15 protein-coding genes are annotated in these 19,836 nt (G+C 59.4%); 3 read left to right on the top strand and 12 right to left on the bottom strand.

Annotation, left to right across the window (positions count from 1 at the left end; genetic code table 11):
- Positions 1-138: 138 nt before the first annotated feature.
- Genes CLOEV_RS03685 through CLOEV_RS16770 form a run of 8 tightly spaced genes read right to left on the bottom strand, consistent with a single transcriptional unit; the run spans position 139 to position 8,968 of the window.
- Positions 139-1,530, bottom strand: a complete 1,392-nt coding sequence (locus CLOEV_RS03685; protein ID WP_034441992.1) for a dihydroorotase — start codon at positions 1,528-1,530, stop codon at positions 139-141.
- Entirely contained in the window at positions 1,520-2,218 is a 699-nt protein-coding gene (locus CLOEV_RS03680) for a succinate dehydrogenase/fumarate reductase iron-sulfur subunit (RefSeq protein ID WP_034441991.1), read from the bottom strand. Before CLOEV_RS03680 ends, CLOEV_RS03685 begins: the two co-directional genes overlap by 11 nt.
- Complete coding sequence (locus CLOEV_RS03675) at positions 2,218-3,885, bottom strand: FAD-dependent oxidoreductase (protein ID WP_034441989.1); 1,668 nt, start codon at positions 3,883-3,885, stop codon at positions 2,218-2,220. Before CLOEV_RS03675 ends, CLOEV_RS03680 begins: the two co-directional genes overlap by 1 nt.
- A 33-nt stretch (positions 3,886-3,918) precedes the next feature.
- Positions 3,919-5,004, bottom strand: a complete 1,086-nt coding sequence (locus CLOEV_RS03670; protein ID WP_034441987.1) for a DUF362 domain-containing protein — start codon at positions 5,002-5,004, stop codon at positions 3,919-3,921.
- Positions 4,997-6,001: an NAD-dependent epimerase/dehydratase family protein gene (locus CLOEV_RS03665; protein ID WP_034441985.1), complete on the bottom strand. Its 1,005-nt coding sequence runs from the start codon at positions 5,999-6,001 to the stop codon at positions 4,997-4,999. The genes CLOEV_RS03670 and CLOEV_RS03665 overlap by 8 nt, the downstream gene beginning before the upstream one ends.
- On the bottom strand, positions 5,998-7,215 hold the full coding sequence (locus CLOEV_RS03660) for a M20 family metallo-hydrolase (protein WP_034441983.1): 1,218 nt from the start codon (positions 7,213-7,215) through the stop codon (positions 5,998-6,000). The genes CLOEV_RS03665 and CLOEV_RS03660 overlap by 4 nt, the downstream gene beginning before the upstream one ends.
- A 55-nt stretch (positions 7,216-7,270) precedes the next feature.
- Positions 7,271-8,755: a sodium:solute symporter family protein gene (locus CLOEV_RS03655; RefSeq protein WP_034441981.1), complete on the bottom strand. Its 1,485-nt coding sequence runs from the start codon at positions 8,753-8,755 to the stop codon at positions 7,271-7,273.
- 48 nt (positions 8,756-8,803) lie between these two features.
- The gene (locus CLOEV_RS16770) at positions 8,804-8,968 is read right to left on the bottom strand and encodes a hypothetical protein (protein ID WP_156938357.1); all 165 of its coding nucleotides are present in this window, start codon (positions 8,966-8,968) and stop codon (positions 8,804-8,806) included.
- Positions 8,969-9,194: 226 nt separating this feature from the next.
- On the opposite strand from CLOEV_RS16770, the gene CLOEV_RS03650 reads away from it, so the two are divergent.
- Positions 9,195-9,959 (top strand): IclR family transcriptional regulator, encoded by a 765-nt coding sequence (locus CLOEV_RS03650; protein WP_034441979.1) that lies wholly within the window; start codon positions 9,195-9,197, stop codon positions 9,957-9,959.
- Positions 9,960-10,027: 68 nt separating this feature from the next.
- Here the strand turns inward: CLOEV_RS03650 and recD2 are convergent, their stop codons facing one another.
- Genes recD2 through CLOEV_RS03635 form a run of 3 tightly spaced genes read right to left on the bottom strand, consistent with a single transcriptional unit; the run spans position 10,028 to position 15,519 of the window.
- Positions 10,028-12,388 (bottom strand): SF1B family DNA helicase RecD2, encoded by a 2,361-nt coding sequence (gene recD2 / locus CLOEV_RS03645; RefSeq protein WP_034441977.1) that lies wholly within the window; start codon positions 12,386-12,388, stop codon positions 10,028-10,030.
- Between the two features lie 9 nt (positions 12,389-12,397).
- Positions 12,398-14,023, bottom strand: coding sequence for an amidohydrolase (locus tag CLOEV_RS03640; RefSeq protein WP_008710619.1), 1,626 nt, complete (start codon positions 14,021-14,023; stop codon positions 12,398-12,400).
- Between the two features lie 32 nt (positions 14,024-14,055).
- Positions 14,056-15,519, bottom strand: coding sequence for a leucyl aminopeptidase (locus CLOEV_RS03635; protein WP_034441974.1), 1,464 nt, complete (start codon positions 15,517-15,519; stop codon positions 14,056-14,058).
- Positions 15,520-15,790: 271 nt separating this feature from the next.
- Between CLOEV_RS03635 and CLOEV_RS03630 the strand changes: the two genes are divergently transcribed.
- Positions 15,791-17,179: an NAD(P)/FAD-dependent oxidoreductase gene (locus tag CLOEV_RS03630; protein ID WP_034441972.1), complete on the top strand. Its 1,389-nt coding sequence runs from the start codon at positions 15,791-15,793 to the stop codon at positions 17,177-17,179.
- Between the two features lie 88 nt (positions 17,180-17,267).
- Positions 17,268-18,305: a potassium channel family protein gene (locus CLOEV_RS03625; RefSeq protein WP_034441971.1), complete on the top strand. Its 1,038-nt coding sequence runs from the start codon at positions 17,268-17,270 to the stop codon at positions 18,303-18,305.
- 35 nt (positions 18,306-18,340) lie between these two features.
- On the opposite strand, the gene CLOEV_RS03620 is transcribed toward CLOEV_RS03625, so the two are convergent.
- Entirely contained in the window at positions 18,341-19,750 is a 1,410-nt protein-coding gene (locus tag CLOEV_RS03620; protein ID WP_034441969.1) for a sodium-dependent transporter, read from the bottom strand.
- Positions 19,751-19,836: the final 86 nt, after the last annotated feature.

Genomic DNA, 19,836 nt, shown 5'->3' with positions numbered 1-19,836 from the left:
CCCTTCTGACGGGACGGCTAAGCTCCCCGTTTCCCTTCGTTGAGAGGCATATCATGTTCGTCCCTTCCCGCTAAAAAAGAGTCCGTGTGAAGCGTTTGCTTTTCACACGGACCCTCCTATTTTAAAACCTGATGCCGGTTAACGCTTCGTAAGCGGTTTGACGAGCGCGCCCCAGCCGCGCGCCGAAGGGTCGACGGCGCCCTCGTCCATCACCACGCGCCCGCGGACGATCGTCTTGTGCAGGCGGCAGTGCAGATCCCAGCCCTCGTATACGTGGCCCGCGTCTTTCGATTTGCAGTAGCTGTTTTCCCAGCGGACCGTCGTCGTGCCGTCCAGGTCGAAAAGCACGAAGTCGGCGTCCGCGCCGGGAGAGACCGAACCCTTTTGGGGGTAGAGGTCGAAGCACTTGGCTGGGTTGACGGAAAGCAGTTCCACACAGCGTTCCAAAGAGACCTTTCCCTTATAGGCCGCGTCGAGCATCAGCGGCAGCCGCAGGTCTATCCCCGGCGTGCCGGCAAAGGCGTCGTGGATATTGCCGCCGCCGCGAAGTTTTTCCGCCAGCGTGAATGGGCCGTGGTCGCTCCCGATATAATCGACGGTGCCGTCGTTGATGTAGTCCCACAGTTTATCGACAGTTTCCCGTTTACGAAGGGCGGGCTGGAACTTGGCGAACGAACCGTATTCGACGATGGCGTTCTCGTCGAGGAACAGGTAATGCGGGCAGGTCTCGAGAAATACCGGCAGCCCCTCATATTTGGCGCGCTTTGCCAGCTCCATCGCGCCGTCGGTCGAAATATGGGCCAGCTCAAGTTTGACGCCGGTCTCGCGGACGAAACGGATGAGTTTTTCGACAGTCTGGATCTCGACGATCGGCGGGCGGCTTTCATTGTGGGACATGGGATCGCTGCGCCCGGACGCGCGCATACGCCTGGTCATCTCCGTCACAAGGTCGTTGTTTTCCGCGTGCGTGGCCAGCATGAGGCCTGTTTTAGCCACTTCGAGCATTCCGTAATAGAGCTGGGCGTCGTCTCCCATCGTGAGGCCTTCAAATTCGGCGGCGCGTCCTTCGGGAGCCTCATGCAGGAACGTTTTGTAGGCGACGATCCCTTCGTGCGAGAGCGGTACGATGTCTTCCAGACTCCGTCCGCCTGCCGCTCCGTAAAAGGCGAAGTCTACGCATGCCTGCGGCTTGGCGACTTCAATACGGTGATCGAGAATGGCCTTGTTATGCTGCGGCGGATTGGAGATCGGGTGCTCAAGAACGGTCGTCACGCCGCCGGCCGCCGCCGCCATCGAGCCGGTGTAAAAGGTCTCGCGCTCAGGATGGCCGGGATCGCGGAAGTGTACGTGAGTGTCGATCGTCCCCGGGATAAGATACTGTCCGCCGGCCTCTATTTCACGTGCCGCCTGCCACTCGCTTCCCCACGGCGCCACGCATGAAATGGTCTCTCCCGACACTGCCACGTCGCAGGGCTGAAAGGTTCCGTTCAGATATACTTTCGCATTTTTGATCACAAGATCATAGATCATGATGTTCCTCCTCTATTTGTTGTTTGAGAGCGGCGATGACCGAAGACGGGGATATCCCCATCGGACAGACGGCGTCGCATTTTTTGCAGTTGATACAGCGTGATATGCCGGCCTCCAGCGCCAGCGGCCTCCTGTCCATCGTGTCGCGGGGGTCGAAGCTGTGTCGCGCGAGCAGTACCAACGAGCAGGGACCCAGGAATGTATCAGGGTGCGCCTTGTATGCGGGGCAGGCCGCCACACAGCAATAGCATTCCACACAGCGGCTGGGGATCTTGAACCTTTCAAAATCCTCCCTCGCGACCGGTTCGAGAGCCTCCGCCCGCGCCCCGCGGCAGCTCTGCCGTTCGAGGTATAGATGCAGCCGGCTCCGGTGAGCCTCGTAGGCTTCTCTGTCGATCAGAAGGTCTTTTCTGACGGGGAAACCCCGCAGCGGTTCAAGCAGCATTTCCGGCGACGCGGCAGTGCGGCAGGCCAGGCGCGGCTCGCCGTTCACCATCACGGCGCAGAGGCCGCAGACCCCGGCGCGGCAGCAGCGGCTATAGGCGAGAGTTTCGTCCTGCTCGGAATAAATTTGTTCCAGCAGGTTGAGCACCGACATGCCGGGCGCGAGTGAGACCTGATAGCGCTGCGTGCGGCAGGCGTTTTTATCAAGCGGGTCGAAGCGGCGAATATCCACCCAGCTCATCATCACTGCGCGCCTCCATCTTCCCGCGGGGAATGATAACAGAATTCCACCGGCTCGTAGGAGAGGCAAAGATTCTCCCCACGCCGCCTCACCACGGTATTTTTAAGCCAGTTGGCATCGTCGGCCTCCGGAAAATCAGTACGGAAATGAGCGCCGCGGCTTTCGGTCCTGCCCAGCGCCGAACTTACGACGCACTGAGCGACCAGCAGCATATTGTCGTTTTCCAGCGCCTCAATGTCCGCGCGGCCATGCCGCCGCTCTTTACCCACGGCGCGTCCCGCCATGCTCCGCAGCCTCTCTATCCCCTCGAGCGCCAGCCTGAGCGAGGCTCCGCTTCGCACCACAAAGGCGTTTTGCTGCATGAGCGCCTGCAGCTCCAGACGCAGGCGCGGGACGGAGAGCATGGCAGCGCCTGACGCCTCTCCGCCGTCATCCTCAAGAATACAGTTGATCCCTGATACAAGGGCGTTCCTCTGCGAAGCGTGCCCGGCGGCGATACTGGCGGAGGCGAGCATCTCCGCGAGCGCGTTCTGTCCTACACGGTTGGCTCCGTGCGCGCCGGCCGCGGCCTCCCCAACGGCATAAAGCCCGGGGATGTCGCTCTGCCAATCGTCGTCCACCTTCACGCCGCCCATGAAGAAATGACAGGTCGGGCAGACTTCGATACGCTCGCGCAGCGGGTCTATGCCGCACATTTTGTAAGTGGAGGCAAAATCCGGCAGGTTTTCTTCGATGTAACCCGGCTCCGCGTCCTCAAAGACGCAGTAAACGCCTCCCAAGGGGCTTCCGCGGCCCTGCCGGACCTCCGTCGCTATCGCCCTGGATATTTTATCGCGCGTCGCCTGTTCCAGACGCGGGTCATAACGGGACATGAAGCGTTCTCCCAGATTGTTGTAAAGCCTGGCAAGCGGCAGAAAGCCGGCGACCGAACCTTCGACGCAGGGAGGGGCTAAAAAGCCGATGGGAAAGGCCTGGACGAATTCCATATCCATCAGCGACGCGCCGGCGCGCAGCGCGAGCGCCATGCCGTCTCCCGTCGAGTCGGTGGAGTTGTCGTTGAGGCGATAGGTCATCGCCGCGCCGCCCGTCGCCAGAATGACGGAACCGCTTTCAAACGCCATCGTCTCAGGAGCGTCGATCCGGCGGCCGGCGGCTCCGCAGACGCCGCTGTCGTTCAGCAAAAGGCGGTCGATAAATACCCGTTCGTAGAATTCAACGCCCAGACGCACGGCCTCACCATACAAGGCGCGCATCAGCTCGCGCCCGATGCGGTTTTCCATATAGACCGCGCGGGCGAAGCTGTGGCCTCCCTCCCGTTTGAGGGCCGGGCGCGAGGGATCGCTCCCGCGTTCAAACAGCGCGCCGAACCCTTCCAGCTCCGGGATCAAGCTCCGCATCTCGCCTGTGAAGCGGCGCACTATACGCTGGTTGTTCAGCCACGCGCCTCCGATCAGCGTGTCAAGCTCGTGGCGTGCGGCGCTGTCGCCGGGCTGGCTCCATGGCCCCACCGCGGCGAAGGCCCCGGGCGCCATGACGGTCGAACCGCTGCGCATAAGCAGCCCTTTCGTGACCAGCGCCGCGCGCCGCCCCTCACGGCGGGCCCGCACCGCGGCCATCAGCCCCGCGCCGCCTCCGCCGACGATAAGTACCTCCGTTCGACGCTTAATCATAAAATCACCTCAGCTCTAAAAACAGCTTTCTTTTTATACTTTGTAAGTTGATTCGATAGTGATCGCTTTCGCGCCGCAGACTTCCTGACAGGCGTGGCAGCTGACGCACTCCCGTCCGGTGGCCCGCGGATAGCCCTCCGCCGGCTCGATGGCGCCGACGGGGCACTGCTCTATGCATTTACCGCAGCGGACGCATTTGGCGCGGTCGAGCGTAAAGTTCGTGCGATGGCCGTCGATGTTGATGCTCTGGCTGCAAAAGACCGGATTGAGCTTTCTCTCGCCGTCAAAGCCGGGCGGCAGCAGATAGCGGTCGATGAAGGGCAGTTCCCCCACCATTTCGCAGCCGTCGATGTCGCCCAGCCCCATCTGGTTCGCGTACCGTATATGGCCGATAGTATGCGGGTCGAGGCCGATCATGCGGCAAAGCGCGCTGTCGAGCGCCACGGGATCTGTCGAGACTACGACATGCCCTGCGTAATAGAGGTATCTGCTGAAGGGGCCGCGCCCCTGCATACAGAGGACGGAATCCACGATGTTCAGGTCAGGCCTGCGGATGGAATGTATTTCGGCCAGCAGTCTGTCGAATGGGTCGTAATCGCCAAGTATGACGTGGAGCCTGGCCTTTTGCCCGCCGGGCACATAGCCGAAGGTGTTTTTCAGGGCAGCCGATACGCCGGTCAGCCCGTGAGTCTTGAATTTTGGCATATTGATGACGACGTCGGCCTCAAAGAGCGCTTTGGAGAGGTATACCGTCCGCTCCGCCGATTTTAGCCTGACAGGGACCAGGTCGATGCCGAGGTTGACATAGTAGCGCGCCATCCGGTCGGCAAAGCCCGGACTGACGTCGAAAGCGTCGCGCGAGTTGCCGTAGAGCATCTGCCCCGCGTTGTCGCCGATCTGCACCCTCGCCGCGCCGCGCCGTTCACATTCTTTGGCTACGGCCTCCACCATTGTGGGGTTTGTGTTGCGCGCCTGCTCGTCCTCCGTGTAATAGAGGATATTCGGCTTGATAAGCACCCGTTTGCCGGAAAGCTCCATGCCGGCGAAGTCGAAAATTTCTCCGACATGGCTCTCAAATTCCATATATTTAGTTTTGACGGAAAGCACGCGGCTAGCCATTTGCGCCGTCCCCCGCACGTTCGTTCTGCCTCTTCTGATGCGCGCAGTATTTCGCGATGCCCTCTTTCAGGGAAAAGCGGGGCTGAAAACCGGTATCGGCTTTTAGCCTGCCGATATCCATAGCGCCGCGCGTTATCGGCGGGAAGAGCACCATATCCGCCTCTTCCGTATCCTTGCAGAAAATATATGAAAAATCGGGTTCCGCGGCCAGCACGGCCTGGGCGATGTCTCTGTTTGTACCCGGCTCGCCGCAGGAGACGTTATATTCGGTATGGCGGAGCTGTTCGCGCGGCACGGTCAGCAGCAGATATATGCCGTTTATGATGTCGTCGACGTAGGTCCAGTCACGCCCGAGGTCGGGGCCGTGAATGACGAGCCTGCGCTTATCCAGCGCCGCGTGGACCATCATGTAGGGCGGGCTCATGTTCGCGCGGGAGTTGGTAACACGCTCGAAATCCCCGTAGGGAGAAGATATCCTCGCTGAAACGGCGCGCGCGCCGGTTATCGCGCCGAAGCGCGCCACGATCAGTTCACAGCTGCGTTTGGTGACGGTATAGGTGCTGTAGAGGTCTAGAGGGGCCTCCTCCGAAACGGTCGCGCCCGCTCCGTAAAGCGACCCGTAAACGCCGGATGAGCTGACATACACGAAATTCATGATCTCATGCTTCATACAAAATTCAACTAGGTTGACCGTACTGTCGATGTTATTGCGCACCATATAGACATAGGCGTCCCGCTCGGAAATGTTCGGGCAGGTGATCACGGCCGAGTGGACGACGCCCTCGATCCCGAGCGGAGCCAGCCGCTCATATGTGGCGGGGTCCAGCAGGTCGCCCTTGACCGGTTCCAGCCGTCCGCCATACTCCCGCGCCGCCCGGGCGAGGTCGTCGGGCATGCTGCTGCGGTAGGCGGCCACTACGCTGTGTCCCCTCCTGAGCAGGTCGAGGCACATATTGTAGCCGATGAATCCGCCGCTTCCTGTCACAAGGACCTTCATAACGCGCACGCTCCGCTTTCCGGGGCCGCGTCGAGCTTAAGCACCGCCTCGAGCAGCAATTCCGTGCCGGTCTTGATGTCGGCGGGGTCGGTGTATTCCAGCTTGTTGTGGCTTATGCCTCCGGCGCTGGGGACGAAGATCATCACTGCGGGGACGTAGGCGGCCATCACCTTTGCGTCGTGCCCCGCGAAGCTCGGCAGGGTGACGGAGGATATGCCGCGCTCGCGGCAAAGATCCTCCAGCATGGAGACGAGCCCGGCGTCAAGGGCGAGAGGCGGTTTATCGATGATCTGTTCCACCGTGATTTTAAAGTCTTTTTCCGCCGCGATAAAGTCATTGAGCCGATCCATGAAGCCGCGCATATTTTCCGCCCTGATGTCGCGTATCTCAAGATAGAGCTCCGTTTTGCCGGGGATCACGTTGAGCAGCCCCGGAAAAGCCTCGATACGGCCGACGGTGGCCACGAAAGGGTCCGTCAGCTCTCCGGAAAGCCTCTCAATCTCGCAGATCAGGCGCGCCGCGGCGAAGAGAGAATCCTTCCTCATGGACATCGGCGTCGTTCCCGCCGCGTTATATTCGCCGTTGACGGTGACAACATACCTTTCGATGCCGATGATGCTGTCTACGACCCCTATCGGCAGCCCCTGCTTTTCAAGCCGGCTCCCCTGCTCGGGGTGCAGCTCGAAAAAGGCGAAGAGCCGGCCGGCGTCTATCTTCGCGTCGGAAACTTTCCGCTCGTCCAGACCGAATTTATCAAAATAGCGTTTCACCTCCGGCAGAAGGGCGTCGCCGCAGCCCATCATCGCGCGGCTGCCGAAGGTCCCGCCCAGTTCGCTGCCCTCCTCAAAGTTGAACCCGATCACCTCGATCGAACGATTTGGCCTATACCCCGCGTCGCGCATCGCGTTCACACACTCCAGCGCCGCGTGGATGCCGAGATTGCCGTCATAGAGCCCCGCGTCCGCGACTGTGTCAAGGTGCGACCCCATCGCGATATGTTTAAGAGAAGCGTCCTTTCCGGGCAGGCAGCCGATGACGTTTCCGACCGAGTCGATGTGTGCCGTCATTCCGGCCTCCTCCATCAGTCCGGCCAAAACCACGGCGGCCTCCTTATAAGCGGGGCTGTTCGGCAGGCGCGTAACGCCGTTTTCCCCGCCGCCGATATTTCCCACCTGATTGAAAGTGCGCATGAGACGCTCAATGTTGATCTGCATGATAATTATTTCCTCCCGGTTGCTGATGAATCGATATACTTTCCAGTCGTGACGCTTAACCGTTTATAGAACGGCAATCCAGTATCCGCTTGATCTCTTTTTCATCTTCCTCGTCAAACTGGCCTTCGCCGAAGAACGTTTCAACCGTTTCGGCGCTCGGAGCCTTCGTGGCATAGCTGACCGCAAACATCAGAACGGCGCAGACCGCGAGTCCCGGAACCGAGGGCATCACGCCGAACGGCTGTTTGATCGCAAACCAGACCATCGCCGTAAGGCCGCCGCCGATCATTCCTACCAGCGTGCCGGTAGAGTTGACGCGTTTGCAGACGAAGCCGGCGATAACGGGCAGCGCCAGCGTCGAGCAGATGACGTTCTGCATATTGGTCTGGATCCACAGCACCGAAGCGCTCATGAAGAGAGAGGCTCCCATCGCCGCCACGCCGATGCCCAGAGTTGCCCAGCGCGATATCTTGAGCAGTTCATCGGAGCCGGCGTTTTTGTTGATATACTTTTGATATATATCCCTTGACGCCGTGGTACCCGCCAGCAGCAGCACCGAGTCGGCGGTGGAGATGGAGGCCATCAGCAGAGCCGATGCGACCACTCCTCCTGCGAATACCGGCATTTGGGTCAGGAGGATGGTGGGCATCACTACGTTCGCGCTTTTGATTCCGGGGATTAAAATACTCGCGCTGAGCGCGATGAGCATCAGCGGAATGAAGGCCAGCAGCATGATGACCGGCGTGATTCCCTGGCAGGTGCGCGCGGTGTTTTCATCCTTGCTGGAATAAAAGCGCGTCACATACTGGGCCGCGCCGATGTTGCCGACGCCGTTGACGATCCCCCACGAGATGATCAGCGGCCATTTCATATCGCCGCCGGAAAAAGGGTCCAGGAATTTGGGATTGGTCTCGGCCAGCGTCGCGTGCAGCGCGCCGAAGCCGCCGACCTTGCCGAGCATGATAAACATCATAATGTAGAGCCCGATGATTATGATGAAGCTGGCCAGCGTGTCGGTATAGGCGACGGCGATCATGCCGCCGACGACGGTGAAGATAATGAACACTACGCTGAGCACCAGGACGGAGATGACGGGGTTGAATCCAAAGAGTGTGTTGAGCATGGCCCCCATACCGACAAGCTGGGCGCAGAGCAGAACAAATGCCGAGCCCATTACGATGACGGCGCAGATAAGGCCGTTGGTCCGGCCGAAGCGTTCCTCAAAATAGTCCGCCAGCGTCACCTTTCCGTAGCGCCGGATGCGGCCGGCGAACCAGAGCGCCAAAAGGCTCGAGCTGATGACGGCTCCGGTCCAGTTGAAGAAACCTCCCCAGCCAAGCTCATAATAGTAGCCGGTGTAGCCGATAACAGAGACAGAACTCACGATCGTGGCAAAATAGGTACCTGTGCTTACGACTACGCCGAGGCTGCGTCCGGCGACGGCCCAGTCGTCGGCGCTGTCGACCCTTCTGGAAACATAAAGCCCCAACACGATCATGAGCAGTAAAAATGAGCCAATAATTGCAGCATATGCAAACATTACTTTCTCCTCCATCTTTCATCAACTATGATTTTCAGCCGCACACCGTTACCCATCGATGCGGATGCCTCTTTGCGCCAGCTTTTTCGCAATACGCCGCTTTTGGTTCCGTTCACAGATGGTCTTGCCGCAGTAGGCGAGGATAGCGGGGATACAGCAGAAGAGCGTGAACAGCAGCCACATGACCTGCAAATTTCTGGGAATATAAGACAATGTACTTACCTCCTCTTTTATAACATCCGGCCTGTTGCCGGGATGCTTTTGATTTTTATGTTCATAATATATGAACGATGTTCTGATATTTGTTATTATATTGATGCACGCATTGGATGTCAATAGCTTGCTTCAATTTTCTTCACCGGGTGAGCCGCCATATTCTATTGCCTATTGACGTGATTGTGGGTATACTTTGCCCAAGCTTAAAAAAATGAGGTACATAATGAAAGAAGACTTGCAATACATAAATTCAATAATGCGCGCGATCAACATTCTGGAAATTATGGCCGAAGAGGGCCTCAGTATGGGGATCACCGATATCAGCAAACGGCTGGACCTGCACAAATCCACAACGTTCAATATCGTCAAGACTCTGGAGAAGTGCGGCTGGCTTGTCCAAAACAAGCAGACCAACCTTTACCACATTGGTTTTGGCCCGCTGAAGGTCGCGGCCTCCGCCCTACAAAACAACAACGAGCGCGACGCCATCCTCCACGAAATGGAAACGATCGCGCAGACGATCAACGAGGACGTCGTCTTGAGCGCCGTCTCCAGCGGCGTCGGCCTGTGTATTGAAAAATGTGTCTCCAATAACGCGCTGGTAACCAGCTCAAAGCCGGGAAGCACCGTCCCCCTCCACCGCGGAGCAACGGGAAAAATACTGCTGGCCTTCCAATCAGAAAAATTTATCGACGCGGTATATCAGGACAATCAGGATGACATCCCGGTCTCACGCCAGCAATTTGAAGAATCACTGCGCAAGATCAAGGCGCAGCGGTACTCCTTCACCTCCGCAGAATTCGACGACGGCGTCAGCGCCATCGCCGTACCCGTGATGGACGCCGGCGGCGCGTTCCTCTATGGCCTCTCCGTCGCCGGACCGATCGCGCGCATTGAGGAAAAGGGCGTTTCGGATATCGTCTGCCAGTTGACGCAGGCAGCGCGGCGCATCACCGACCATATCAGGATACTTTCCATAAAATTATGATCTATACCGTACAGAAACCGCTTTAATCAAAGAAATTCCGCCCCATATAAAAACCGGGCGGAATTTTTTTATCGTAAAGTCTCTTTTTTCTGCCGCTCCTCAAACATCCGTTCGAGTTCGTCCTCGTCGGGCGACAGCTCTCCCGGTATCTCGGAAGGCGGTTCCGGGCCGCTGAGGCGCTGCGCGAGCCTGGTGTATCTTGTGCGCGTGCGGTCGTTTTCCACGGCTATTCGCAGCGCTTTTTTCGCGCCGACGATGACGACCAGCCTTTTGCCGCGCGTGATCGCCGTGTAGAGCAGGTTTCGCTGGAGCATCACGTAGTGCTGCGTCAGCAGCGGGATGACGACGGCGGGATATTCGGAACCCTGCGACTTGTGGATGGAAACCGCATAGGCGTGGACAAGCTCCTCCAGTTCGGCGAACTCATAGCTGACGGACCCGGTGTCCATCTTTACGGTGACGCGCGACTCGTCGCCGTCGACCTTGGTTATCGTGCCGATATCGCCGTTGTAGACGTCTTTGTCGTAGTTGTTCTTTATCTGCATAACTTTGTCGCCCTCTTTGAAGACACGTTCGAGCCGCTGTACGGAGGCGCCCTTGCCGGTGTTGAGTATCTTCTGCAGCTCAAGGTTGAGCCGCTTGGTGCCGACGTTGCCGTTGTGCATCGGCGCAAGCACCTGGATGTCGCTCACGGGGTCAAAGTTGAAGCGGTTCGGGATGTTTTCGGCGACAAGTTTTTTTATCGTCTGAAGCACTTTATTCTCAAAAAGTTTTTTATATTCGTCCTCGCCTAGACCCTCGCGATCGACGCGCGGTTCGATGAAATAGAAATCCGACAGTTCCAGGCTCTGGTCTTCCGGCAGTATCGGCATTTCGCCGTCGTTGACGCGGTGGGCGTTGACGATTATGCGGCTCTCGCGTCCCTGACGGAATATTTCCCGCAGCATGACCACGGGACAGACGCCGGACTCTATCAGGTCTTTGAGGACGTTGCCGGGAGAGACGGAGGGCAGCTGGTTGGCGTCGCCGACGAATATCAGCGAAGCGCCGCGCGGCACCGCTTTGAGCAGATGGTGGAAGAGTATCTGGTCTATCATCGATGCCTCGTCGACGATGAGAAGGTCGCATTCGAGGGCGTTGGTCTCGCTGCGCATGAAGGAGCCGCCCGTTCCCGGGCTTCCGACGTATTCGAGCAGGCGGTGGATCGTCTTCGCTTCGTGCCCCGTGGCCTCGGTCATGCGCTTCGCGGCGCGTCCCGTCGGCGCGGCGAGCATGACGCGAAAGCCGCCCTCCTCGCGCATACGGAGCACGGCGCGGATGATCGTCGTCTTTCCCGTGCCGGGACCGCCCGTTATCACCATCACTTTGGAGTTTACGGCGGTGATGATCGCCTCGCGCTGCGCCTGGGCGAGCGTAATGCCCATCTCGCGCTCGAGCCAGGGCAGCGTCCTGTCACAATCGACGCACTGGCTGTTGTAGGGTTCGTTTATCAGGAGCCGCAGGTTCCTCGCGGAGCTCACCTCGGCATAGTGGAAGGCGGGAAGGTAGACGGCCTCCTGCTCTTTGCCCTCGCGGTCGGCAAACCTCTCGACGATGATCTCCCCCGCGAGCCGAGCCTGCTCTATCCCCTCGCGCGCCATGTCGAGGGTGACTTGCAGGGTCTGTGCCGAATGGGCGGCAAGCAGCTCCGAGGGAGCATAGACATGTCCCTCGGCGATCAGCTGGTTCAGGACGTGCTGGACGCCGGCCCGCACGCGCATCGGCGAGTCGGCGGAGATGCCGAGCTTCTGCGCGATCCGGTCGGCGATCGTGAAACCGATGCCGGGGATGTCGATCGCCATCCGGTAGGGGTTATCTTTGAGCACAGCCACCGTGCCGGAACCATACTGGCGGAATATCCGCATCGCGTAGCCAGTACCGACGCCGTAACTCTGGAGGAATACCATCACCTCGCGTATCTCACGCTGTTCGCGCCATGATTCCGCGATGGCCTCCGCCTTGTTTTCGCTGATGCCCTTTATCTCCGCGAGGCGCGCCGGTTCGTCGTCGAGGACGCGGATCGTCTCTTCGCCGAACTTATCGACTATCTTCTTAGCCATCGCGGGGCCGATGCCGCGAATGAGGCCGGAGCCGAGAAATTTCTCTATCCCCGTCACCGTCGCCGGCAGGGTCGATTCACACTTGTAGATGTGGAACTGCATGCCGTACTTCGCGTTCTCCTCCCAACGCCCGGAGAGGGTGAGCATCTCGCCCTGAGCCGGTTCCGCCATGAGGCCGACCGCGGTGATGAGCTCGGCATGGTCGCGCACGCTCAGGCGGAGAACGGTGTAACCGTTCTCCGCGTTGTGGTAGGTTATGCGCTCGACCTGTCCTTTGAGCTCGATCATCAGGACCGGCGAGACGATCTGGTTATCTTCTTTATCCGCCAACCGCCGCTCCTATTTTATGTATCTTATCTTTCCGTCGACGACGGTCAGTCCCGTCGTGATGTCAAGCAGTTCGTTTTCCGAGACGATGAAGGGATCCTCCATGAAGGCCACCATGTCGGCCGCCTTGCCGGGTTCGAGGGTGCCGCGCCATGAAAGCTCGCCGCAGATCTTAGCGCCGCCGCTGGTGTACATGGAAAACGCCTCCACGCGGTCTAGACACTGCGAGGGCATCCAGCCGTGCTCAGGCTCGTTGTTGAGGTCCTGCCGCAGGATCGCGGCGCGGATGCCGACAAAGGGGTTGAGCGGCTCGGTCGGCGCGTCTGAGCCGGCTCCCACGGGGATGCCGGAGTTTATCAGGGATTTCCAGGCGTAGCTCCAGCGCGCGCGCTCCGTATCCAGGCGCGAAATGACGATCGGCCAGTCGGAGGTGACGAATGCGGGCTGGATATCGGCCATCACTCCAAGCGAGGCCATACGCGAATAGAGGTCCGCGCCGCCGACCTGACAGTGTACTATCCGGTGAGCGATGCCGTTGTTCGCGGCGCTCTTCGCGGTCTCCACCGCGTTGAGGCAGCGTTCGATCGCGCCGTCGCCGATCGCGTAAAAGGCGACCTGCATCCCCGCCTCCTGCGCCCGCTGTACGAGCCTGTTGAGTTCTCCCTGCGAGTGCGCGTAGACGCCGCGGTTGCCGGGATCGTCGGAATATTCCTCGCGCAGCGCCGCGGTGCGCGCCCCGAGGGTGCCGTCGACATGTATTTTAAGCGGGCCGGAATGAAAATAGCGGCCGCTCCTCTTGTTATTTCCGTTTTCGATGAAGGCCGCCAGCTCCTCCTCGTCACGCAGGTGCCACTGCTGCGCGACGCGCAGCGGCATTTTTTCGTCGGCCTCCATCGACTCGTAGAGATCGAAGACCCCCTGCGCGCGCCCCACCATTTCAAGGTCGTCGGTCTGCACGGAGGTAATGCCGCAGCGTATCATCTTTTCCGTGGCAAGGCCGTACCAGTGCCGCAGCGTCTCCGTCGAATGTTCGGGGATGTTCATGCGCACCCAGTTGACGGCGGCCTCGCTGACGACTCCGTTCGGCTCGCCCTTTTCGTCCGTGTTGATGACGCCTCCCGAAATGCGGAAGCCGGGGCCGATCTTCAATATCTCAAGCGCCCTGCTGTTGAGGGCGGCGATATGGCCGCAGGAACGCTCGAAAAAGAGAGGGATATCCGTCGATATCAGGTCCAGGTCGAACCTGTTCGGGAAACGGTTCTCCGCCATGTGGTTTTGATCCCAGCCGCGCGCAAAGAACCAGCCGTCGGGTGAAATGTCGTTCTCGGCGAGGAAGTGGCGTCCCTTGCCGATCATCTCGTCTATCGAGCGCGCGTCGCCGAGGTCGAGGGTCTCGATGCTGCGCCCCGCCGCGAGGAGGTGATTGTGCGTGTCAGTGAAGCCCGGAAGGATATAGCGTCCCTTCATATCAAGGACCACCGTTCTGGTGTCGCATTTCGCAAGTATCTCTTTATCGGTCCCCAGCGTCTCGATGACGCCGCCACGCGCGAAGATCGCCTGCGCGCGCCCGGGATAGGCCATCGGGTATATCACGCTGTTTATCAACGCTATGGAGTCTGTTCTGATGCTCTCTGCCATTTTCTGAAAAATTCCTCTGCCTTCTCGATTGATTACAGCTCTCTGACAAGCTCCGCGAGCGTGCGCGCTCCGAAGCCAGAGGCGCCTTTTACGTAGTAACTGTAAGGAGTCTTCACAAAATCCGCCGCCGCGATGTCCAGATGCGCCCAGGGAATATCCTTGCCGACAAAAGCCTCAAGGAACATCGCCGCCGTGATCGCGCCGCCGTAGCGGCCGCCGCTGTTGACGAGGTCTGCGCAGGGCGACTTGATCTGCTTGCGGAGGTTCGGGTCGTTCATCGGCAGCTTCCAGAAGCGTTCGCCGCTCATTTCCCCCGCCTTGAGGATCTTTTCGCCCAGATCGTCGTTGTTCGTGAAGAGGCCGGCGGTCGTCGTACCCAACGCCACGGCGCAGGCTCCGGTGAGCGTGGCGATATCCACGATCATATCCGGTTTGAGCTCGGAGGCGTAGGCGAGCGCGTCGGCGAGCGTAAGCCTCCCCTCGGCGTCGGTGTTGTTTATCTCTATCGTCTTGCCGCTGCGCGCGCGCAGGATGTCATCTGGCCTGTAGGCCGCGCCGCCCGGCATGTTTTCCGCCGCCGCGATAATGACGCTGACCTTCCAGGGCAGCTCGAGCTTCGCCGCCGCGCGCAGCGCGCCGAGCACCGCGCAGGCGCCGCTTTTGTCGCCCTTCATCGTCGTCATAAAATCGGCCGGTTTTATATCGAGGCCGCCGCTGTCGAAGGTAAGGCCTTTGCCGACGAGTACGATGTGCCCCTTCGCCGCGGCCTTCGGTTCGTATGCGAGGTGTATGAAACGCGGCGGGTTCGCCGAACCGCGCGCCACCGCGTAGTAAGCGCCCATATTTTCCCGCTGGATGCGGTCCTCGTCCCATATCTCGCAGGAAAGGCCGAGCTCGTCGGCGAGCGCCGCGGCCTTCGCCGCGAGCGCGACCGGGTTTATCACGTTGCCGGGCTCGTTCGCGATGTCACGCGTCCAGCACTGGGCCTCCGCCATTATCCCGCCTTCGGCTATCCCCTTTTCGTTTCCGTCGACGATCACGACCGTCTCAGGAGCCGCGAATCTGTCCTTTTCATCTTTTTCAATGTATTTGCTGAAACGATAACCCGCGAGCACCGCGCCCTCGGCCGCCGCGCGCGCGCGTCTCTCGTCCTGCGGGCGCGCCATCGTCAGAGAAAGAGACGAGAGTCCCTTCGAGGCCGCCGCGCGCGTTACGCGAAAGGCCGCCTCGCGCACCGCGTCCGTCGTGCTCTCGCTCTCCGAACCGGTCCCAGCGAGGACGACGCAGCGGACGTTTTTATCCGCGAGCGGGATGACGAGCAAGGAGCCGGACTCCGCCTTAAATTTCTCGCCGACGACTATCCGGCGGCAGAAATCGCGCATTTCGCCGCGAAGCGGATCAAGTGAAAGCGATTCGGGATCGCCCTGCTGCAAAATAATGCCGATCGCCTGAAGCGACTCGGCGTTGAAATCTTCGTCCTGTTTCTTAACTACCATTTATATTTCCTCCTGAATCAACCGCTTTTTAGTACGTTCGTATTTATCATATCACTAATGAAATATTATTGCATATTTTTTTACATAGAACAGCGGCATTTGCACAAATTTTTCAATTTCTGTATAAACTCGGGCCATAAAAAATATAAATGGTACCATAGTTTCTCCCCGTTAACGCCTTTTACTCATTCCACCGGCGGTCAGTTTCAAGTATAATGCTAAAATTGTCCAAAAGTATTTGAAATGTTCTGCTTTTACGGAGGAATTTAACATGACAAAACGTTACGACGCGATAATAGTGGGCGCCGGCCCCGCAGGCCTTTTTGCCGCGATGGAGCTGACGGATAAAGGTAAAAAGGTCATCGTCATCGAGAAGGGGCGTTCGATCGAAAACAGGAAATGCCCGATGAAGCTCGGCAGCCCCGAGTGCGTGCAATGCCGCCCCTGCAACGTCGTCTGCGGCTGGGGAGGAGCCGGGGCCTTCAGCGACGGAAAGCTCACGCTCACCCCGGAGTTCGGCGGGAACCTCGAGGAATACTGCGGCCGTGAAAAGCTGCTCTCCCTCATCTCCGAGGCCGACGAGATATATCTGCGCCACGGCGCGAGCAAGACCCTCTTCGAGCCAAGCGGCGACCTGGCAAAGAAGGTGATCACGCGCGCCCTGCAGGCCGGACTTGACATAATCCCCGCGACGATCCGCCACATGGGGACGGACCGCTCGAAATACATTCTCGGCGCGATGTACGAAACGATGAAGGGCAACTGCGACGTAATGACGGGCACGCCCGTCGACCGCGTGCTGCTCAAGCAGGACGGCTCCGCCGCGGGCGTGGCGCTCGAAAGCGGCGAAGAGATATTCGCGGACAACGTGCTGCTGGCGCCCGGACGCGAAGGCGCGGCCTGGATGGAGCGCACCGTCCACGCGCTCGGGCTGGAGATAGAGTCGCTGCCGGTGGACATCGGCGTGCGCGTGGAGATCCCCGCCGCCTGGGCGGAGGACATCACCGACCAATTCTACGAAATAAAGGCGATCCTCGACACGCCGACCTTCGACGACCGCGTGCGCACCTTCTGCATGTGCCCGCACGGCGAGGTGACGACGGAATTCCAGAGCCACCACGACATCCTCACCGTCAACGGCCACTCGAACCGCGAGAACGACAAAAAGACGGGCAACACGAACTTCGCGATCCTCGTCTCGACAAAATTCACCAAGCCCTTCAAAGACCCCATCGGCTACGGCAGCCACATCGCGCGGCTCGCGAACATGCTCGGCGGCGGCATCCTCGTACAGCGGCTCGGAGACCTCCGCAAAGGAAGACGCTCGACGCACGACCGCATCGCGCGCGGCCTCGTCACGCCGACCCTGGCAAGCGCCGAACCGGGCGACCTCGCCTGCGTGCTCCCCTACCGCCACCTCGTCGGCATCATGGAGATGCTCTCGGCGCTCGACAACATCATCCCCGGCATCAACGGCACCCACACATTGCTCTACGGCGTGGAGGTCAAATTCTACAGCCTCAAGGTGGCTCTCGACAGGGGGCTTCAGAGCTCTATCAAAGGGCTGTACGCCGCCGGCGACGGCGCGGGCGTGACGCGCGGCGTCATCCAGGCCTCGGCGAGCGGCCTCTGGGCCGCGAGGAGCATCCTCGGCAAATAGATGGATTCGCGCCGCGGAACCCGACGCTTTTGCGGATGGAGGACCGCGGCTTCTTTTTTATAATAGGGCCGGAGAGGGGGCAGAAAAATTGAAACCGCAAAGGAAAAAGCAGTTTCTCTTCATCTATGAGGTGATGCTGCCGGTATTGGCGCTGTTTTCCCTCTTCACGCTCGTGGCGCTGGGCGCGTTTTATTTTCATCCCGAAAAACAGCCCTTTTTTATCTTCGTCGTCGATCATATCATTTGGGCCGTCTTCGCCGTTGATTTCTGCGTGCGCCTCTGCTTCGCCAAAAGCCTCAGGGATTTCATCGCCGCGCACATCTCCGAATTCGTCGCGATCATCCCCGTATTCCCCTTCATAATGATCAACTACGCCTTTGAACTGCTGAACTGGGACGACACCTCGTCGCTGCTCATACAGCTGATATTCTTCATAAAATTCCTCGCCTACCTCGGGCGCGCCTACACGACGCAGAGCCGTTTCTTCAAGACGAACCTGCTCCACTACGCGGGCGGCGTCACGATGGTCTCTATCGTCGTCGCGGCGCTGCTCTTCTCCAACTTTGAGCGGATCAGCTACGGAGACGCGATCTGGTTCTCCTTCGTGACCGTCAGCACCACAGGCTACGGCGACATCGTGCCGCACACCGAGGCTGGACGCGTCGTCTCCGTCTTTCTCATGGTCATCGGAGTCGCCTGTATCAGCTCCTTTACGAGTATCCTCGCGGGGCGCATCATGAACAGCTCCGGCCCAAAACAGAGCAATCCGCACCTGATCGCCGTCGAGCGGCAGATACGCCGCTTCTCTCTGCTCTCGGAAGATGAGGTGGAAGAGCTCTGTCTCGTTCTAAAAAGCCTCAAGCACCACCAGAAGATCAGCGGTTCCGACATCAGGGAGAAGATCGACGCCTTCAACGCCGTCGAGGATCTCGACCTGAGGTGGCGCAACCTTCCCTTCGTAAAATGGGTGCGCACGAAATTTGCCGGAATAATGACGGACGGGCTCGAGGTGGAGGCCAGTATCGCCCGGAAGAAAGACGACGGGGCGGGAGCCGTTCCCCCTGACGCGCCGGCGGCGGAAGACAAAAAAGAGGCCCCGGCAAAACCCCGGGAACCTCAGAAATAGCGGCAGCCTGGGCTGCGCATACAAACAGCGACAGCCTAAATCTTTATTATCCCCAGCGCGTTAAGGAAGATGACCATGACGAGCACCGGCGTCACGTAGCGCAGCAGCACGCGGATGAAGCCAGCCCTGCACTCGTTGCGGAGCATGCCGTGGTTGCTCAGCTCGTCGAAGAGGTCGCCGCGCTTCATCACATAGCCGGTGAACACCGCGATGCATAGGCCGCCCACCGGCATCGTGACGTTCGAGGACAGGTAGTCGAACAGGTCGAAGAAGCCTCTGCCAAAGATGGTGATGCCGCCAAAGTACCCCGAACCGTCGGCGGAACCGGCGGCAAGTATGCCTACCGCGCCGATGATGACACAGTTGATGAGCGCGGATTTTTTACGCGAGATATTGAACTCTTCGGACATCCAGATAGTCGGCACTTCGACGAGCGAGAGCATCGCGCCGTTCGCCGCGAATGCCGTCAGCAGGAAGAAGGCGAAGAGCAGCACCTGTCCGAAGGGCATCTGCGAGAAGACGAGCGGGATGGTGATGAAGAGCAGCCCCGGTCCAGCCCCCGGCTCGACGCCGAAGGAGAAGACAGTCGGAAAGATCGCGAGCCCCGCAAGCATCGAGATGCAGATGTCGGCGATCGCGATCTTGAGCGGGGCGACGGAAAGGTCGGCGTCATCGGTAAAATATGAGCCGTAGGTGATCATCGTGCCCATGCCGAGAGAAAGTTTGAAGAAGGCCAGCCCCATCGCCGCGAGGATCACTCCCGGGGTGACCTGTTTGAAGTCCACATGGAAGAGGAAGCGGAGACCGTCTCCCGCTCCGGGCAAGGTAAGGGCGCGAACGACGCAGATTATCAGCAGGACAAAGAGGGCGGGCATCATAAATTTAATGGCCCGCTCTATGCCGCGCGCGACGCCGAGAGAAATTATCGTCCCAACCACGACGAGGACGAGTATCTGCCAGAATATCGGCGCGAGCACCGTCGAGGAGAAAAACGAGGCGTCTGCGCCGCCGACGCCGATCGTCGAGGCGAACATCGCGCCGGCGCCCTCTTTGGTGATATCCGCAAAGACTCCGGTGGCCGCCTTAAACGTGTAACAGTAGACCCAGCCGGCGACGCAACTGTAGAAGAACATGATAAGGTAAGAGGAGACCGCGCCGAGGAAGCCGATGCCGGACCAGGGCGTGCGCGGATTTCCCGTGAGTTTGCGGAAAGCCCCCACCGCGTTCATGCGGGAACGGCGGCCGATGACGAATTCGCTGATCATGATCGGGACCGCGACGCAGAATACGAAGAAAAGGTAGATCACGAGAAAGGCCCCGCCTCCGCCGGTACCGGTCATGTACGGGAACTTCCAGATGTTGCCGAGGCCGACGGCGGAGCCGAGGGCGACCATCAGGGCCGCCAGCGTGGAACTGAAACCGTCTCTCTTGCTTCCTGTGGACATAAATATCTCTCCTTCAGTAGTGATGGCAGATAATAGTTAAAAAAGAGCCTGATTTGACCGTCTAATTTTACACCAAACCAGGCTCT

The organism is Cloacibacillus evryensis DSM 19522, assembly GCF_000585335.1.
GTDB classification, from domain to species: domain Bacteria; phylum Synergistota; class Synergistia; order Synergistales; family Synergistaceae; genus Cloacibacillus; species Cloacibacillus evryensis.
This window is presented reverse-complemented; position numbering and strand designations above follow the sequence as displayed.

Excerpts from the sequence above, each read along its gene's own strand:
- CLOEV_RS03685 (WP_034441992.1), bottom strand. The coding sequence starts at position 1,530 with ATGATCTATGATCTTGTGATCAAAAATGCGAAAGTATATCTGAACGGA.
- CLOEV_RS03680 (WP_034441991.1), bottom strand. The coding sequence starts at position 2,218 with ATGATGAGCTGGGTGGATATTCGCCGCTTCGACCCGCTTGATAAAAAC.
- CLOEV_RS03675 (WP_034441989.1), bottom strand. The coding sequence starts at position 3,885 with ATGATTAAGCGTCGAACGGAGGTACTTATCGTCGGCGGAGGCGGCGCG.
- CLOEV_RS03670 (WP_034441987.1), bottom strand. The coding sequence starts at position 5,004 with ATGGCTAGCCGCGTGCTTTCCGTCAAAACTAAATATATGGAATTTGAG.
- CLOEV_RS03665 (WP_034441985.1), bottom strand. The coding sequence starts at position 6,001 with ATGAAGGTCCTTGTGACAGGAAGCGGCGGATTCATCGGCTACAATATG.
- CLOEV_RS03660 (WP_034441983.1), bottom strand. The coding sequence starts at position 7,215 with ATGCAGATCAACATTGAGCGTCTCATGCGCACTTTCAATCAGGTGGGA.
- CLOEV_RS03655 (WP_034441981.1), bottom strand. The coding sequence starts at position 8,755 with ATGTTTGCATATGCTGCAATTATTGGCTCATTTTTACTGCTCATGATC.
- CLOEV_RS03650 (WP_034441979.1), top strand. The coding sequence starts at position 9,195 with ATGAAAGAAGACTTGCAATACATAAATTCAATAATGCGCGCGATCAAC.
- CLOEV_RS03640 (WP_008710619.1), bottom strand. The coding sequence starts at position 14,023 with ATGGCAGAGAGCATCAGAACAGACTCCATAGCGTTGATAAACAGCGTG.
- CLOEV_RS03635 (WP_034441974.1), bottom strand. The coding sequence starts at position 15,519 with ATGGTAGTTAAGAAACAGGACGAAGATTTCAACGCCGAGTCGCTTCAG.
- CLOEV_RS03630 (WP_034441972.1), top strand. The coding sequence starts at position 15,791 with ATGACAAAACGTTACGACGCGATAATAGTGGGCGCCGGCCCCGCAGGC.
- CLOEV_RS03620 (WP_034441969.1), bottom strand. The coding sequence starts at position 19,750 with ATGTCCACAGGAAGCAAGAGAGACGGTTTCAGTTCCACGCTGGCGGCC.